Source organism: Hymenobacter aranciens (genome assembly GCF_030580865.1).
Classification (GTDB): domain Bacteria; phylum Bacteroidota; class Bacteroidia; order Cytophagales; family Hymenobacteraceae; genus Hymenobacter; species Hymenobacter aranciens.
On sequence record NZ_JAUQSY010000001.1, the window covers coordinates 264,408 to 280,385 of the forward strand.

At 64.8% G+C, this 15,978-nt stretch carries 8 protein-coding genes; 5 read left to right on the top strand and 3 right to left on the bottom strand.

Going from position 1 to position 15,978, the window contains the following annotated elements:
* Nucleotides 1-212: 212 nt before the first annotated feature.
* The 5 genes from Q5H93_RS01095 (at nucleotide 213) to Q5H93_RS01115 (ending at nucleotide 9,041) form a co-directional block, all read left to right on the top strand.
* Nucleotides 213-1,916 carry a sodium:solute symporter family transporter gene (locus tag Q5H93_RS01095; protein ID WP_305004624.1) on the top strand — a complete coding sequence of 568 codons (1,704 nt, stop codon included), beginning with the start codon at nucleotides 213-215 and terminating at the stop codon, nucleotides 1,914-1,916.
* Between the two features lie 45 nt (nucleotides 1,917-1,961).
* The gene (locus Q5H93_RS01100) at nucleotides 1,962-4,010 is read left to right on the top strand and encodes an alpha-L-arabinofuranosidase family protein (protein ID WP_305004625.1); all 2,049 of its coding nucleotides are present in this window, start codon (nucleotides 1,962-1,964) and stop codon (nucleotides 4,008-4,010) included.
* Between the two features lie 129 nt (nucleotides 4,011-4,139).
* Nucleotides 4,140-5,993, top strand: coding sequence for an NPCBM/NEW2 domain-containing protein (locus Q5H93_RS01105; protein ID WP_305004626.1), 1,854 nt, complete (start codon nucleotides 4,140-4,142; stop codon nucleotides 5,991-5,993).
* Complete coding sequence (locus tag Q5H93_RS01110) at nucleotides 5,994-6,986, top strand: glycoside hydrolase family 43 protein (protein WP_305004627.1); 993 nt, start codon at nucleotides 5,994-5,996, stop codon at nucleotides 6,984-6,986.
* Nucleotides 6,987-6,995: 9 nt separating this feature from the next.
* Nucleotides 6,996-9,041: a glycoside hydrolase family 127 protein gene (locus tag Q5H93_RS01115; protein ID WP_305004628.1), complete on the top strand. Its 2,046-nt coding sequence runs from the start codon at nucleotides 6,996-6,998 to the stop codon at nucleotides 9,039-9,041.
* A gap of 366 nt (nucleotides 9,042-9,407) precedes the next feature.
* On the opposite strand, the gene Q5H93_RS01120 is transcribed toward Q5H93_RS01115, so the two are convergent.
* The 3 genes from Q5H93_RS01120 to tkt all read right to left on the bottom strand — a co-directional run bounded on the left by Q5H93_RS01120 (nucleotide 9,408) and on the right by tkt (nucleotide 15,950).
* Nucleotides 9,408-10,361 carry a glycoside hydrolase family 43 protein gene (locus Q5H93_RS01120; RefSeq protein ID WP_305004629.1) on the bottom strand — a complete coding sequence of 318 codons (954 nt, stop codon included), beginning with the start codon at nucleotides 10,359-10,361 and terminating at the stop codon, nucleotides 9,408-9,410.
* A gap of 66 nt (nucleotides 10,362-10,427) precedes the next feature.
* Nucleotides 10,428-13,766, bottom strand: coding sequence for a DUF8693 domain-containing protein (locus Q5H93_RS01125; RefSeq protein WP_305004630.1), 3,339 nt, complete (start codon nucleotides 13,764-13,766; stop codon nucleotides 10,428-10,430).
* 135 nt (nucleotides 13,767-13,901) lie between these two features.
* Nucleotides 13,902-15,950, bottom strand: a complete 2,049-nt coding sequence (gene tkt, locus Q5H93_RS01130; protein ID WP_305004631.1) for a transketolase — start codon at nucleotides 15,948-15,950, stop codon at nucleotides 13,902-13,904.
* Between the last annotated feature and the right edge of the window lie 28 nt (nucleotides 15,951-15,978).

Consider the following 15,978-nt stretch of genomic DNA (forward strand, 5'->3'; position numbering starts at 1 on the left):
AGCACTGGCGCGAATTTAGGCGAAGCCGTAACTCGTGCCAATCATTCGGGCGAGGCTGAGCCTCGCAACAGAACGACCGGCCACGGCTACATTATAAACCAGGCGCAAGCTTGCCGCTGGCGCGGCACGGGAGGCACAGCCTCCCGGTTATCATGGGCACGAGTTACGGCTTCGCCTAAACTCGCGCCAGACACCTTCCCAATCCCACCCGGATGCAAAACGCTTTCAATTCTTTAGACCTCACGGTCTTCCTGATATACATCGTGGGCGTGGCCGCTTACGGCTTCTACATTTACAAGCGCAAGCAGAGCGCGCAGATGACCACCAAGGACTACTTCCTCGCCGAGGGGTCGCTGACGTGGTGGGCCATCGGCGCGTCCATGATTGCCTCCAACATCTCGGCCGAGCAGTTCATCGGCATGAGCGGCAACGGGTTCCAGGTGGGCGTGGCCGTGGCAGCCTACGAGTGGGTGGCGGCCATCGTGCTGATTATCGTGGCGGTGTTCTTCATGCCCATCTACCTGAAACGGAAGATTTACACCATGCCGCAGTTTCTGGAGCAGCGCTACAACGCGGCCCTGAGCCTCATCATGAGCATCTTCTGGCTGTTTCTGTACGTGCTGGTCAATCTCACTTCGATTCTGTACCTGGGCGCCCTGGCTATCAGCAGCCTGGTGGGTGGGGCCGAGAGCTTTCACCTCATCCTGGTGGCGCTGGCGGTGTTTGCGCTTATCATCACGCTGGGCGGCATGAAAGTGGTGGGCTACACCGACGTAGTGCAGGTGACGGTGCTGATTGTGGGTGGCCTGGCCACTACCTACCTGGCCCTGACGCTGGTGAGCGAGAAGTTCGGCCTCGGCCACGACGCCATCGCGGGTTTCAACGCCATGATGAAGGACGCCGGCGACCACTTCCACATGATTTTCCCCAAACCCACGGCCGCCACGCCGCAGGTCGACATCAACAAGTACCTCATGGTGCCGGGCATTGCTATGTACGCGGCGGGCCAGTGGATTGTGAATCTAAACTATTGGGGCTGCAACCAGTACATCACCCAGCGCGCCCTCGGTGCCGACCTCAAGACGGCCCGTACCGGCATCCTCTTCGCTGGCATGCTCAAGCTGATTATGCCGGTGATTGTGATGCTGCCGGGCATCGCGGCCTACGTGCTGCACAAAAACGGCAGCTTGCAGGAGCAGATGTCGCCGGGCGGCGCCTTCAACTCCGACAACGCTTACTCGGCCATTCTCACCTTCCTGCCCAACGGCCTGAAAGGCTTGTCGCTGGCCGCGCTCACGGCTGCCATCGTAGCCTCGCTGGCCGGCAAGGCCAATTCCATCTCCACCATCTTCACGCTCGACGTGTACAAGCGCTACCTCAAGCCGGAGGCTGATGAAACGCAGCTGGTGTGGGTGGGCCGTTTGACGGTACTCGTGGCTACGGTGCTGGCTATTCTGCTGACCTGGCAGGACTTGCTGGGTATCGGGGGCGAGGGTGGCTTCACCTACATTCAGAAGTACACCGGCTTCATCTCGCCGGGTGTGGTGGCGGTGTTTATCCTGGGCTTGTTCTGGAAGCGCACGACCGCGCCGGCTGCCATTGCGGGCATGCTGTCGGGCTTCCTGCTGTCGGTGTTCTTTAACAACTACGCGCCCAGCGTGCTGGGCAACGAGACGATTCTCTACACCGCTTTCCCCAACGGGCACGGCGGCTACGAAATCCCCTTCCTGATTTGCATGGGCCTTTCCTTCGCCTTCACGATGGTGCTGATGGTGGCCATGAGCCTGGCCGGCCCGGCCATCAACCCCAAGGCCATTCCCTACGATTCGAGCTGGTTCAAGGTGAGCCCCTCGACGCTGGTGCTCATCGTGCTGACACTGCTGATGATTACGGCGCTGTACGTGAAGTTTTGGTAGGGTTCTGCCGGCCCGGTGCTGACTAGCTTTTCAACTAACAATTCAATGACTATCAATCCCACCCTCCGCAACTACCTGCTGGCTGCCAGCTTGCTGGCCGCCGGCACCGCCCAGGCCCAGAACGCTGCCCCCGGCACCATCACCGTGCAGGTGAACAAGCCCGGCGCGGCCGTGCCCAAAAACCTCTACGGCCTCTTTTTCGAGGACATCAACTTTGCCGCCGACGGCGGGCTGTATCCGGAGCTGGTGAAAAACAAGTCGTTTGAAACCGACGACCATTTGATTGGCTGGAAGGCCATCAAGGGCGCGGCGGGGCTGTCGACTTATACTATTTCCACCCAGAACCCCATCAGCGCTACCAACAACCACTTCCTGCGCCTGACGGTCGCCACGGCCGGGCCGGATGCGGGCTTCGTGAACGAAGGTTTCCGCGGCATGGGCGTGAAGGCTGGGGCCGAGTACACGCTCTCGCTGTGGGCGCGACGCGGGCCCGGCAGCATCGGCAGCCTCACGGTGAGTTTGCAGGATGAGAAGGGCCAGCCGCTGGCGCAGACCAAGTTCAGCGGACTGACCGGGGAGTGGAAGAAGTACACTGCCGTGCTCAAAGCCAGCGCCACCGCCCTCAAGGGCAGCCTGCAAATCAACGTAGACGGCACCGGCACGGCGGATATCGACGTGGTGTCGCTCTTCCCCAAGGACACCTGGATGAAGCGCGAGAACGGCATGCGCCCCGACCTCGTGCAGCTGCTCAAGGACATGAAGCCGGGCTTCCTACGCTTCCCCGGCGGCTGCATCGTGGAGGGCATCACGCTGGATAACCGCTACCAGTGGAAGAAATCCATTGGCGACGTGGCAGCGCGGGAGCCGATGATAAACCGTTGGAACAAGGAATTCAAGCACCGCTACACGCCCGACTACTACCAGTCGTTCGGGCTGGGGTTCTTCGAGTATTTCCAGCTCTCGGAGGACATTGGCGCCGAGCCGCTGCCCATCCTCAACGTGGGCATGGCCTGCCAGTTCAACTCCTCGGAGCTGGCGCCGGTGAGCAGCGCGGCCGGCAAGGGGCCCAGCGCCTCGGAGCCGCACGACCACGCTACCGACGACCCGACGCTGGAAACCTTCATCCAAGACGCGCTCGACCTCGTGGAGTTTGCCAACGGGCCCGTGAGCAGCCCCTGGGGCGCCAAGCGCGCCGCCATGGGCCACCCGGCGCCGTTCAACCTCAAGATGATTGGCATCGGCAACGAGCAGTGGGGGCCGCAGTACCTGGAGCGCTACGAGCCGTTCGCCAAGGCGCTCAAGGCGAAGTATCCGAAGATGGAAATCGTGAGCAGCGCCGGCCCTTCGCCCGACGGCGAGCTGTTTGACAAGGCCAGCAAGCGCCTGCGCGAGCTCAATGCCGAGTACATCGACGAGCACTACTACGCCAAGCCCGAGTGGTTCCGGCAGAACGTGGGGCGCTACGACAACTACCCGCGCACCGGCTCCAAGATTTTCGCCGGCGAGTACGCGGCGCAGAGCGTGGCCATCGGCAGCACCGAGAACAAGAACAGCTGGGACTGCGCCATTTCCGAAGCGGCATTTATGACTGGTTTGGAGCGCAACGCCGACGTGGTGAGCATGGCCAGCTACGCTCCGCTCTTCGCCCACGTCGATGCCTGGCAGTGGGTGCCGGATATGATTTGGTTTGATAACCTCAAATCGTACGGCACGCCCAACTACTACGTGCAGAAGATGTACAGCACCAACCGCGGCACTACCATGCTGCCCGTGCAGCTGCCCGGCAACGCCAAGAACGGCACCGACAACCTCTTCGCCACCGCCGTGGCTGATGGCAGCGACATCGTGGTGAAGCTGGTGAACTACTCGCCCACCTCCCGCCCGGTGAAGGTAAACCTGGCCGGCGCCAAGGGCCTCGGCAAAACCGGCAAAGCCACCACCATGAGCAGTCCCGACCTGCAAACCGTGAACTCGCTGACCGAGCCCATGAAGCTGGTGCCGCAGGAATCGACTTTTGCGGTGAATGGTACTCAGGTGAGCTATACGCTGGCGCCGAACTCGTTCACGGTACTGCGGGTGGCGGGGAAGAAGTAGAACTTAAGGAAACAGGTTGTCATGCTGAACGCAGTGAAGCATCCTCTCACGTCTGCACGGAATCGTTGGGGCGGGAGAGGATGCTTCACTGCGTTCAGCATGACAGACGTTTTACATAGCTACCACCTTATGAAGGCCATCCCTTACCTGCTGGCTGGTGTGGCGCTGGCTTTCACTATCCCCGCCCCCGCGCAAAAGGCCACGTCCGCCCCCGACTTCCACGCCTGGGCTGCCACGCCGCCCATGGGCTGGAACAGCTGGGACTGCTACGGCCCCACCGTGACCGAGGCTGAGGTGAAGGCCAACGCCGACTACATATCCACTAATCTGAAAGCCTTCGGCTGGGAGTACGTGGTGGTGGATATCCGCTGGTACGTGGGCAACGACACGGCGCACGGCTACAATGAGAAAGACCCGGCGTTCAGCATCGATACCTACGGCCGCTTCGTGCCCGCCGTGAACCGCTTTCCCTCCGCCGCGAATGGCGCGGGCTTCAAGCCGCTGGCTGATTACCTGCACGCGAAGGGGCTGAAGTTCGGCATTCACATCATGCGCGGCGTGCCGGTGGTGGCGGTGGAGCGCAAACTGCCGGTGCTGGGTACGAAGGTGACGGCTGCCGATATTTATAGCAAGGAAGGGCAGGCCGGGTGGCTGCACGATATGTACACGGTGGTGGCGGGCCGGCCCGGGGCGCAGGAGTATTACAACTCGCTGTTCAAGCTTTACGCCGGGTGGGGGCTGGACTTCGTGAAGGTCGACGACCTCTCCGAGCCCTACCACAAGCCGGAGGTGGAGATGATTCGCCGCGCCATCTACCTATCGGGGCGGAGGATTGTACTCAGCACCTCACCCGGCGAAACTCCCATTGCCGAGGCCGGGCACGTAGCGGCCCACGCCAACATGTGGCGCACCGTGGGCGACTTCTGGGACAGCTGGGAGCAGCTCAAGGAGCACTTTGCCGTGTGCGCGCGCTGGGCGCCGCACATCGCGCCCGGGGCCTGGCCCGATGCGGATATGCTGCCGCTGGGCCGCCTGAGTATTCGGGCGGAGCGGGGGGACGACCGGATGACGCGCTTTACCCGCGACGAGCAGTACACGCTGATGACCTTGTGGAGCATCTTCCGCTCGCCGCTGATGTTCGGCGGGGACTTGCCCAGCAACGACGCCTTTACGCTCTCGCTGCTGACCAACCGGCGGGTGCTGGCCCTGCACCAGAGCAGCACCCGCAACCGCCAGCTCTTCCGCCACGACGACCTCGTGGCCTGGACGGCCGACGACCCCGCCACCGGCGACAAGTACCTCGCCCTCTTCAACGCCCAGGACCAGGAGCTGGCCCCGGCCGAAGCCGCCGCCGGGCGCAGCCCGCTCGTGACGCGCCAGCAGCCCCACGCCACTATCACCGCCGACATTACCGGCGCCACCAGGCTTTACCTCAACGTGCGCGATGCCGGTGACGGCATTGCCTGGGACCACGCCGACTGGCTCAGCCCCACCCTCAGCAACGGTAGCCGGACGCTGCCGCTTTCCTCGCTGCCCTGGCGGGCGGCCACGGCGGGCTGGGGGCAGGCGCAGGCGAATAAAAGCGCCTCGGGTGGGCCGCTAAGCGTGGCGGGGCAGACCTACATCGCCGGCATCGGCACGCATGCCAACTCCATGATTGAGTACGACCTGCCGGCGGGCTACACCCGCTTTACGAGCGGGGTGGGGCTGGATGTGGCGGGCGCCGTGCAGAACACCGGCGGCACCGTGCAGTTCCTCGCCTTTACCAGCAACCCCTACCGGCCCGCGCCGGCCGACTCGGTGCGGGTGCCGGTGGCGCTGGCGACGCTGGGGCTGCCCGCCGGGGCCCGCGTGCAGGATGTGTGGACGGGCCAGCCCCTCGGCACGGTGGCCGGCGAGTTTGCGCCCTACGTGCGGCGGCACGGCGCGAAGCTGTACCGCCTTACTGCGCCGGCTGCGGCCGGCGCCAAGCCTAAGAACTAAATGAAGACAACCTCCCTGCTACTGGGCGTGAGCCTGCTGGCCGCCGCCTGCCAGAAAGACAAGCCCGCGCCCTTCGTGCCGCCCGTCGTCGTGCCGGTGACGTACCACAATCCGAGCATCACCAACAAGTTTGTGGGCGACCCGGCGGCCCTGGTGAGCAACGGCACCGTGTATTTGTATGGCGGGCACGACGAGGCGGCCGTGGGCCAGCAGGCTTACGTGATGAACGAGTGGCTCTGCTACTCCTCCACCGATATGGTGACCTGGGCCGAGCACCCCGTGCCCCTGCGCGTGACGGACTTCAGCTGGGCGCGGGCCGATGCCTGGGCCTCGCAGGTGGTGGAGCGCAACGGCAAGTTTTACTGGTACGCCACCGTGGACCACCGCACGGTGCCCGGCAAGGCCATCGGCGTGGCGGTGAGTAACAGCCCGACCGGCCCCTTCGTGGATGCGCGCGGCACGGCCCTCGTGACCAACGCCATGACCACCGACGTAAGCAGCTTCTTCGACGACATCGACCCCACGGTGTTTATCGATGACGACGGGCAGACCTACCTCTACTGGGGCAACACCGGCTGCTACTACGCCCGGCTCAAGGCCAACATGACCGAGCTCGACGGCCCCATTCATAACGTGACGGCCGACCTGGTGGCCTACACCGAGGCGCCCTGGCTGCACAAGCGCGGCGATTGGTATTACCTGAGCTACGCCAGTGAGTTTCCGGAGAAAATAGCCTACGCCATGAGCCGCAGCCCCGCCGGGCCGTGGCAGTATAAGGGTGTGCTGAACGAGCTGGCCGACAACTGCAACACCAACCACCAGGCCATTATCGACTACAAGGGCAAGAGCTACTTCATCTACCACAACGGCCTCGGCCGGCCCGATGGCGGCAGTTACCGCCGCGCCGTGAACATTGATTATCTCAACTACAACGCCGACGGCACCCTGCAAAAGGTTATTATGACCAGCAAGGGGGTGGACGCGGCCCTCTAAATTGTCGCTATGACCAAGCCCCTGCTTCTCCTCGCCCTGCTCGGCCTCGGTGGTACCCTGCACGCTCAACCCGCCCAGACCGCCGACTACCCCATCCAGGCCGTGCCCTTCACCAAGGTGAAGCTCACGGATAATTTCTGGCTGCCCCGCCTGCGCATCAATACCGACGTGACCATTCCCGCGTCGTTCCAGCGCTGCGAGAGTACCAACCGGGTGAAGAACTTCGAGATGGCGGCGGCCCGCAGCGGCAAGTTTGCCACCATCTTTCCGTTTGATGACACCGACATCTACAAGACCATCGAGGGCGCCGCGTATTCGCTCAGTGTGCAGCCCGATGCGAAGCTCGATGCCTACGTGGATGGCCTCATCAAGAAAGTGGGGGCTGCCCAGGAGCCCGATGGCTACCTCTACACCGCCCGCACCATCGACCCCGCCCACCCGCACGCCTGGGCCGGCCCCGAGCGCTGGGTGAACGAGCGCGAGATGAGCCACGAACTCTACAACGCCGGCCACCTCTACGAGGCGGCGGTGGCCCACTACGAGGCCACGGGCAAGAAAACTCTGCTCAACATCGCCCTCAAGAATGCCGACCTCGTGTGCAGTGTGTTCGGCCCCGGCCGACGCAGCGTGGCCCCGGGCCACGAGATTGTGGAGATGGGCCTGGTGAAACTCTACCGCCTCACCGGCAAGGCGGAGTACCTCCGCACCGCCAAATTCTTCATCGACGCCCGCGGGCACTACGCGGGCTACGACGCCAAAAGCCCCGACCCCTTCCGCAACGGCTCCTACTGGCAGGACGACCGGCCCGTGCTGGAGCAGCGCGAGGCCCAGGGCCACGCCGTGCGCGCCGAATACCTCTACTCGGCGATGGCCGACGTGGCCGCCCTCACCGGCGACCATCAACTGCTGGCCGCCATCGACACCATCTGGCGTAATATGGTGACCAAAAAGCTCTACCTCACCGGCGGCACCGGGGCCGTGCCGGGCGGCGAGCGGTTCGGGGCCAACTACGAGCTGCCCAACGCCACGGCCTACAACGAAACCTGCGCCTCGGTGGCCGACGTGTACTGGCAGCAGCGTATGTTTCAGCTGCACGGCCACGCCAAGTACATCGACGTGCTCGAAAAGGTGCTCTACAACGGCCTCATCTCCGGCGTGGGGCTCGATGGCCAGTCGTTCTTCTACTCAAATGCCATGCAGGTAAAGGCCAGCGCCAGCCACCCGCAGACCGAGCCCGCCCGGGCCGGCTGGTTCGAGTGCTCGTGCTGCCCCACCAACCTGGCCCGCCTCATGCCCGCGCTGCCGGGCTACGTGTATGCCCAAAAGGAGCGCGACGTATTCGTGAACCTCTTCGTGAGCGGCACCAGCGAGTTTACCCTCAACAAGAAGCTCCTCCGCATCACCCAGCAGAACAACTACCCCTGGGACGGGGAGCTGCAATTCACCGTGAGCCCCGCCAGCGCCACCGCCTTCAACCTGCTCGTGCGTATTCCGGGCTGGGCCCGCAACGAGGCGGTGCCCTCCAGCCTCTATAGCTTTGCCCAGCCTGCCACCCAGGCCGTCAGCATCAGGGTGAATGGCCGGCCCGTGGCCTACACCCTGCGCGACGGCTACGCCGTGCTGGCCCGCACCTGGCGCAAGAACGACGTGGTAGCCGTCAGCCTGCCCATGGAGGTGCGCCGCGTGGTGGCCCACCCGCTGGTGAAGGACGACCAGGGCAAGGTGGCTTTGCAGCGCGGCCCGGTTATCTTCTGCGCCGAGTGGCCCGACAACCACGGCCTCACCAGCAACCTGCTGCTGCCCGCCGCCACGCCGCTCACGGCCACCTACCAGCCCGCGCTGCTGGGCGGGGTGATGACCCTCACCGCCACCGTGCCCGCCGTGCTGGTAGAGCCTGCCGCCGTGCGCACCGTGCCCCAAACCTTCACCGCCATCCCATACTACGCTTGGGCCAACCGCGGCAAGGGCGAGATGACGGTCTGGCTGCCGGAGAAGCTAACCGCCGTGGACCTGCTCAGCCAGCCCCCGGCCGTGGAGGCCACTCTTGCCAAATAGCGCCACCGCCGCCACGGGCAATTGAAAAGACCTGGCGGCTGATTCGGACGGCATTCCAGCCTCTTGGCAAGTAATGCTACTATTCAGCAATGTCTTGCTGCTAATTTCGGGAGCTTCCCCAGCACTGCCGGCAACTTCCCCGGCGCTGTCGGGAACTTCCCCGGCGCCGCCGGGAACTTCCCCAGAGTGGCCGGGAGCTTCCCCAGCGCCGCCGGGAACTTCCCCAGCGCCGCCGGGAGCTTTCCCGGCGCTGCCGGGAGCTTTCGCAACTGCAGGGGTATTAAAGCTGCTTATACAAAAAAAATCCTCGTTCGCATCGCCCTAAGGGGTGAGACGAACGAGGATTTTGCTGTTATCAGCAGCGTTTTACTTGGCCGCCTGCACGCCCTCCGAAGTCATCTGCACGCGCTTGATGGTGCCATCTTTGTTGTAGTAGAGGTAGTCGATGCACACCGAGCGGCGGAAGCTACCGCCATCGGTGTTGATGCCGCCGTTGTGGTAAATAAAGTAAGACTTGCCCTTGAAGTCGATAATGGCCTGGTGGTTGGTATTGGAGTTGCCGGCCAGCTCGTTGAGCAGGCCCTTGTATTCCCAGGGCCCCTCGGGGCTGCGGCTCATGGCGTAGGCCAGTTTTTCGGGGAAGCCGGTGGCGTAGCTGAGGTAGTACCAGCCCTTGTGCTCGTGCAGCCAGGGCGCCTCGGTGAAGGCGGGCAGGCTGACGTTGTGGATGGGACCGTCGAGCTCGGTCATGTTGGCTTTCAGCTTGGCGTAGCGGCACACGGTGTTGCCCCAGTAGAGGTAAGCCTGGCCCTTGGCGTCGATGAAAACCGTCGGGTCGATGTCGTCCCAGAATATTTTACTCTCGGTCATGTCGTTGGTGACGATGGCCGAGCCCCGGGCATCCTTGAAAGGACCCGTGGGGCTGTCGCTAACCGCCACGCCGATGGCCTTGCCGGGAATCGTGCCGTGCTCCACGGCCGCGTACCAGTAAAACTTTCCATTGCGCTCCACCACCTGCGAGGCCCAGGCGTCGTCCTTGGCCCAGGCGAAGTCTTTCACCTTTAGCGGCACGGCGTGCTCGGTCCAGGTCACCATATCCTGCGATGAAAAGCAGAGCCACTCGTGCATCACGTAGCCGTCCTGGCGGGCGGGAGCCTCGTCGTGGCCCGCGTAGAGGTACACGGTGCCCTTGCTCACCAGCGCCGCCGGGTCGGCGGTGTACTTGTGCTTGATGACGGGGTTGCCGGTGGTTTGGGCCAGGGCGGGGGCGGCCAGCAGCGCAAGCGCCGGCAGCAGCAAAGAAGCAAAACGGAAGTGCATATGCAAAGAGAAGCAAAAAGCCCCGACGACCACGCCAACAGCGTGGCCGCCGGGGCGGCGAAACAATTACTGAATAACCACCCGGCGGCTCACCGAGCCCCCGGCCGTGCCCACGCGCAGCACGTAGGTGCCGGCCGCCACGCCGCGCACGTCGAGCGTGGTCCCGGCGGCATCGCGCTGCTGCGGCACGGCCACCGCCTGCCCCAGCACGTTGAGCAAGGTGCATTCCGTGGGCAGCTGCTGGTCAAACGTAACCCGCATGCTCCCGCTGGCCGGGTTGGGGTACACCGTCAGCAGCTCGGCGGCCAGCTGGGCGGCGGTAGCCGTCGGCCGGCCCGCCTCGAAGCGCAGGCTGAACCGGCCCGCCAGGGCCGTCGTGGCGGCCGTGAACGTGTAGGCGGGCTGCTGGTGCAGGTCGATGGTCTGGCCAGTAGCCGCGTCGAGCAGGTACACGGCCGTGCCGCCCAGGTTGAGCAGCTGCTCAGCGCTGAGGGTGTAGCTGCCGGCCTGGGGCAGGTTGATGGTCAGGGGCACCACGGTGCTGGCGGTGAGCGTGGGCAGGCCGTTGATGGCCAACTCCTGCCCGCCGGCCACCGGCCAGGTCAGGTTGAGGCCGCTGGGGTTGGCCAGCTTCTCGGCATCGAAGCCGGTATCGAAGCCAGCGGTGGCACCGTTCTCAAAGTAAACGTGGGCCACATCCTCGTGGCCCGCGCCGCGCAGGGCCAGGGCCACCAGCGGGCGGCTGTCGGCCGCACCCCGGTTGAAAGCCACCTGGCTGGTGCGGGAGGTCACCCGGTTGGCGTTGGTGAAAGCCAGCGCGCCGTTGCCGGCCGCCGTGCTCTTGCGCACGAAGAAGCCCTGCCCGGCCGCCACCAGCGGACTGATGCCCACACCATTCACGTAGCTGCGGTAGCCGCCGCTGTATTGCCCCGTGCTCTGGAACACGTAGAGCGCCGGCTCCATGTTGGTAAAGCTGGCTGCCGTGAGGGTGCTCCAGTCAATGGGCGCCGGGTAAGGGTTGCCCAGCAAATGCCAGCCCGCCTCTGCCTGCGGCCCCCGCGTCAGGTTGCCGATGGTCACGTTGCCGTTGGCCAGCGTCCCGCGGAAATTCACCACGGCCGTAGCCGGGATATTCACCGTGTAGCCGCGGCCGTTGTCCATCGGGTCGCCGCTGCCGGGCGAGAAGAAGCCCTTGTCGAAGCTGTTGAGGGCCGTGGCCGGGCTGGTGCCCAGCAGCACCTCATAGTAGCCAAACACGGTGGGGTAGGGGGTAATCAGGTTGGGCGTAGCCGAGGTGTTATAGTTGGTATTGAACACCGGCGCGTAGCCGGTGGTCGTCAGGTCGGCCAGCAGGCCATTGCTCATCGGCGAAGCATAATGCCGGTAGCCGCTGCCGGCGTTCAGGCTGGGGTCGATGTAGCGCTGCATGGTGGCGCGGCCGTTTACCACGCCGCCGCTGTTCACCACCAGCGCTGTGCCGGCGGCATTGGAGAGCAGCGTCAGGTCTTGGCCGTTGGTGCGCAGGCTGCCGGTGAGGCTCAGGGCGCCCGCCACGGCGGCGGGGCCGCCCAGGCTCAGGCCGTTGCTGCCCACGCTCAAGTCCATGAAGGTGCTGGTCTGGCTGCCGCCGAGGCTCTGCAGCTCGGAGCCGGTAAAGGCCACAGTGCCGCCGGTGCTGGTCAGGGTGCCGTTGTTGGTGAAGGTGCCCGTCACGCTCAGCTGCCCACCCGCGATGCTCAGGCGCCCGCCCGTCTCGATGGTGAGGTCGGCCACCGTCGTCGTGCCGGTGCCGATGGCCGGGTAGCGCGTGCGGCCCGCCGGGATGATAACGCTCTCATTCGCCGCGGGCACAATGCCCTGGCTCCAGTTGCCGGCCGTGGCCCAGGCGGTGGAGCTGGCGCCGGTCCAGGTGTTGGGTGCGGCGGCCACGGTCCACTTCTGGCACAGGCTGCCCGTGTATTCCCAGATGGCCAGCTGCACGCCCGCCGTCAGCGAAGCGGCGGGCACCTCAATAATCCGGTTGCTGGCCGCCGCCGGGCTGAAGGTAAAGGACCCATCGGCACTGCGCTCCAGCTTCATTTTCTGGCAGTCGTTGTTCAGCCAGTCCCAGATGCCGATGGTGGTGCCGTTAGCATTATTGCAGAAGGCCAGGTCGGCCACGCGGTTGCCATTAAGCGCATTGGCCACCTTGTAGAAGCCGTCGCCCACGGGCACGAGGTCCCAGCGCTGGCACTGGGCGCCATTCCAGGGGCCCTGCGCAATCATCTCCCCGGCGTTGGCCGTGCAGCCCCAGGAGTCCCACACCAGCCCGCTGTTGCGGTTGGTAATCTTGTAGCGCCCGGCCGGCAGCCAGTTGCGGCTGATGATGGGCCAGTTGTTCACGTCGTACTTCAGCTGGGCCAGGTCGAGCTTGGCGTCGCCGTTGGCCGTCGTGCCATCATAGTAGTGCATCGACACGATGTTCACCCCGCCGTCGCGCAGCAGCCCGAAGTGCCCCGGCCCAATGTAGCGGCCCGAGGTGCCCAGCACCAGCGTGCCCACGCTGTTCACGCCGGCCTGGGTGGTGGCTTGGGCGTTGGTGGCGGTCAGCGCCACCCCGTTCTTATCGAGGAAAGGCCCCATCGGGCTGGTGCCCCGGCCCACTACAATGCGGTAGGTGCTGCTCTTGCCGTTGCAGCATAGCCCGCGGTTGGCGTAGTAATAGTAGAAACCGTTTTCCTTCACCAGGTAGGGGGCTTCCCAGTCGCGGGTGCCGCTGGTGGTGTTGCCGGCCACCCGCAGCACGGCCGTGCTATTGAGCTTGCCGCCGGTGGTGGGGTTGAGCTCCACCACGCCCAGCCCGCCATTGAAGGAGCCGTAGTGCATATACACCCGCCCGTCGCTGTCCTTGAAGATGGCCGGGTCGATGGCATTGACGTTGGAAGAAGTAGTGGACGTCACCACCGCCTGCCCCAGGTCGGTCCAGCCATAGTTGGGCGCCGCCGGGTCGAGCGTGGGCGAGGTAGCCACCCCAATGGCCGAGCGCGGCGAGCCAAACGTCGAACAAGAGTAGTACAGGTAGTACTTGTTGTTCATGAAGATGCACTCCGGCGCCCAGTACGTATCCACGAAGCCGGGCACGGCCGTCGCAATCCAGGCCGGCTTGCTGCTAAACACCGGCGCCGGCGCCGACGTCCAGTTGATAAGGTCGGTAGAGTACGCCGCGTAAATGCCCACCCCGGTAGTGAACATCCAGTACTTGTTGCCTTCTTTGATGATGTTGCTGGGGTCGTGGCTGCCGTTGGCGCCCTGCAGCGCCTGGGCCATCGGCGCCAGCAGCAGGCCGGTCAGGAGGAAAAAACAGCTGGCAAGTTGCCGGGCGCGGCCGCTGAGCCGCTTGCCCCAAGTGGGAAATAGTTGTGTCATGTGGTGGGAATTGTGAAAAAGTTGGAATAGCTCGTTAAGCGGGCGCATCCGCGGCCCCAGGGTAGGTAAGGACTGGCGGCAATCGGCGGGCGCGCCTCCGGGAAGCGCGCCCGCCGTGGCCCCGGCCCCGGCCGCCTACGACAGCACTTCTTTCGCTTCAATCTCGGCCGGCTCGCTCGCCAGCACCAGCTGCGCCTGCCGCAGCACGTTCGCCACCGAGAAGCCGAACAGCTCCAGCACCGCCTCGCCGGGCCCCGACTCGCCAAAGCGGTTCAGGCCGATGACCGTGCCCTCGTCGGTCACGTACTTGTGCCAGCCCATCGGCGAGCCCGCCTCAATGGCCACGCGCTTGCGCACCGTGAGCGGCAATACTTCGCGCTGATAAGCCTTCGGCTGCCGCTCGAATAGCTCCCAGCTGGGCATGCTCACCACGCGAGTGGCTACGCCCTGCAGCTCCAGCTGCTGCTGCGCCTCCATCGCCAGCGCCACTTCCGAGCCGGTGGCCAGCAGCAGCAGCTCCGGCGCACCGCTGGCCGCCTCGCTCAGGATGTAAGCCCCGCGCGCCACGCCCTCGCGGGCCAAGCCATACTTCTGCTGGTCCAGAATCGGCAGCTTCTGCCGGCTCAGTATCAGCACCACCGGCGACTTGGGCAGGGTCATCGCCACGCGCCAGGCTTCCACGGTCTCGTTGGCATCGGCCGGTCGTAGCACCACGATGTTGGGGATGGTGCGCAGCGCCGCCACCTGTTCCACCGGCTGGTGCGTGGGCCCGTCTTCGCCCAGCCCGATGCTGTCGTGGGTAAAGACGAACGTCGCCGCCGTTTCGGCCAGCGCCGACAGCCGGATGGCCCCGCGCATGTAGTCGCTGAAGGTGAGGAAGGTGCCGCCGTACGTCCGCAGCCCGCCGTGGTGCGCAATGCCGTTCATGGCCGCCCCCATGGCATGCTCCCGCACTCCAAACCAGATGTTGGTGTGCCCGTAGCTGCCCGGCTGAAAGCTCACGGCGCTACTGGTCGGCATCTCGTTCGAGCTGGCCAAATCCGCCGAGCCCCCAAACAAGAACGGCACTGCCTGCTTCAAGGCCGTCAGCGCCTTGCCCGAAGCCTGTCGCGTCGCCAGCGCCCCATCGGCCGGCGTAAACACCGGCAGCCCCGCATCCCAGCCTTCCGGCAGCTCCCCTGCAAACGCGGTGCGAAACTGCGCCGCCTCCGCTGCAAACTCCTGCCCATAAGCGCCGAGCTGTTTTTCCCATTCGCCCTGCAGCTGCGCCCCGCGCTGCCCCGCCTCGGCCAAATGTTCCTGCACCGCCGCCGGCACCACAAACGTCGCCTCCGGGTCAAAGCCAAAGAATTCCTTGGCCTTCTTCACGTTCTCCGCCCCCAGCGGCGAGCCGTGCACCTTACTGGTGCCCTGCCCCGGGCTGCCAAAGCCAATAATAGTCTTGATGGAAATCAGCGAAGGTCGCTCTGTCTCGTCCTGCGCTGCCCGAATGGCCGCCTCGATGGCATCCAGGTCATTACCGTCAGCCACGCGTTGCGTGTGCCAGCCATAAGCCGCAAACCGGGCCAGCGCATCCTCGCTGTAGGTCAGATTAGTAGGCCCATCGAGGCAGATGTCATTGTCGTCGTAAAGGTAGATGAGCTTGCCCAGCTTGAGGTGCCCCGCCAGCGAAGCCGCCTCGGCCGCAATGCCCTCCATCAGGTCGCCGTCGCTCACAATGGCGTAGGTGTAGTGGTCCATCAGCGCGTGGCCGGGCCGGTTGTACACCGCCGCCAGGTGCGCCTCGGCCATCGCCATGCCCACGCCATTGGCGAAGCCCTGCCCCAGGGGCCCGGTCGTCACCTCCACGCCCGGCGTTATGTGCGACTCGGGGTGGCCCGGCGTGCGCGAGTGCAGCTGCCGGAAGCCCTTCAAATCATCGAGCATCAAATCGTAGCCGTACAAATGCAGCAGGCTGTACAGCAACGCCGAGCCGTGCCCGGCCGAGAGTACAAAACGGTCGCGGTTAGGCCATTGCGGGTCCTGCGGATTGAAGCGCAAAAAGCGCGAAAACAGCACGTAAGCCATCGGCGCCGCGCCCAGCGGCAGGCCCGGGTGGCCCGAATTGGCCGCCTGCACCATATCAACAGAAAGGAGGCGAATGGTACTGACGCTCTGCGCCGCAAGGGAAGAAGAATTGCTCATGAGAAAGAATGATGAATCAAAGGGTTAG

Coding starts and splice junctions, on each gene's coding strand:
- Q5H93_RS01095 (WP_305004624.1), top strand. CDS start 213: ATGCAAAACGCTTTCAATTCTTTAGACCTCACGGTCTTCCTGATATAC.
- Q5H93_RS01100 (WP_305004625.1), top strand. CDS start 1,962: ATGACTATCAATCCCACCCTCCGCAACTACCTGCTGGCTGCCAGCTTG.
- Q5H93_RS01105 (WP_305004626.1), top strand. CDS start 4,140: ATGAAGGCCATCCCTTACCTGCTGGCTGGTGTGGCGCTGGCTTTCACT.
- Q5H93_RS01110 (WP_305004627.1), top strand. CDS start 5,994: ATGAAGACAACCTCCCTGCTACTGGGCGTGAGCCTGCTGGCCGCCGCC.
- Q5H93_RS01115 (WP_305004628.1), top strand. CDS start 6,996: ATGACCAAGCCCCTGCTTCTCCTCGCCCTGCTCGGCCTCGGTGGTACC.
- Q5H93_RS01120 (WP_305004629.1), bottom strand. CDS start 10,361: ATGCACTTCCGTTTTGCTTCTTTGCTGCTGCCGGCGCTTGCGCTGCTG.
- Q5H93_RS01125 (WP_305004630.1), bottom strand. CDS start 13,766: ATGACACAACTATTTCCCACTTGGGGCAAGCGGCTCAGCGGCCGCGCC.
- tkt (WP_305004631.1), bottom strand. CDS start 15,950: ATGAGCAATTCTTCTTCCCTTGCGGCGCAGAGCGTCAGTACCATTCGC.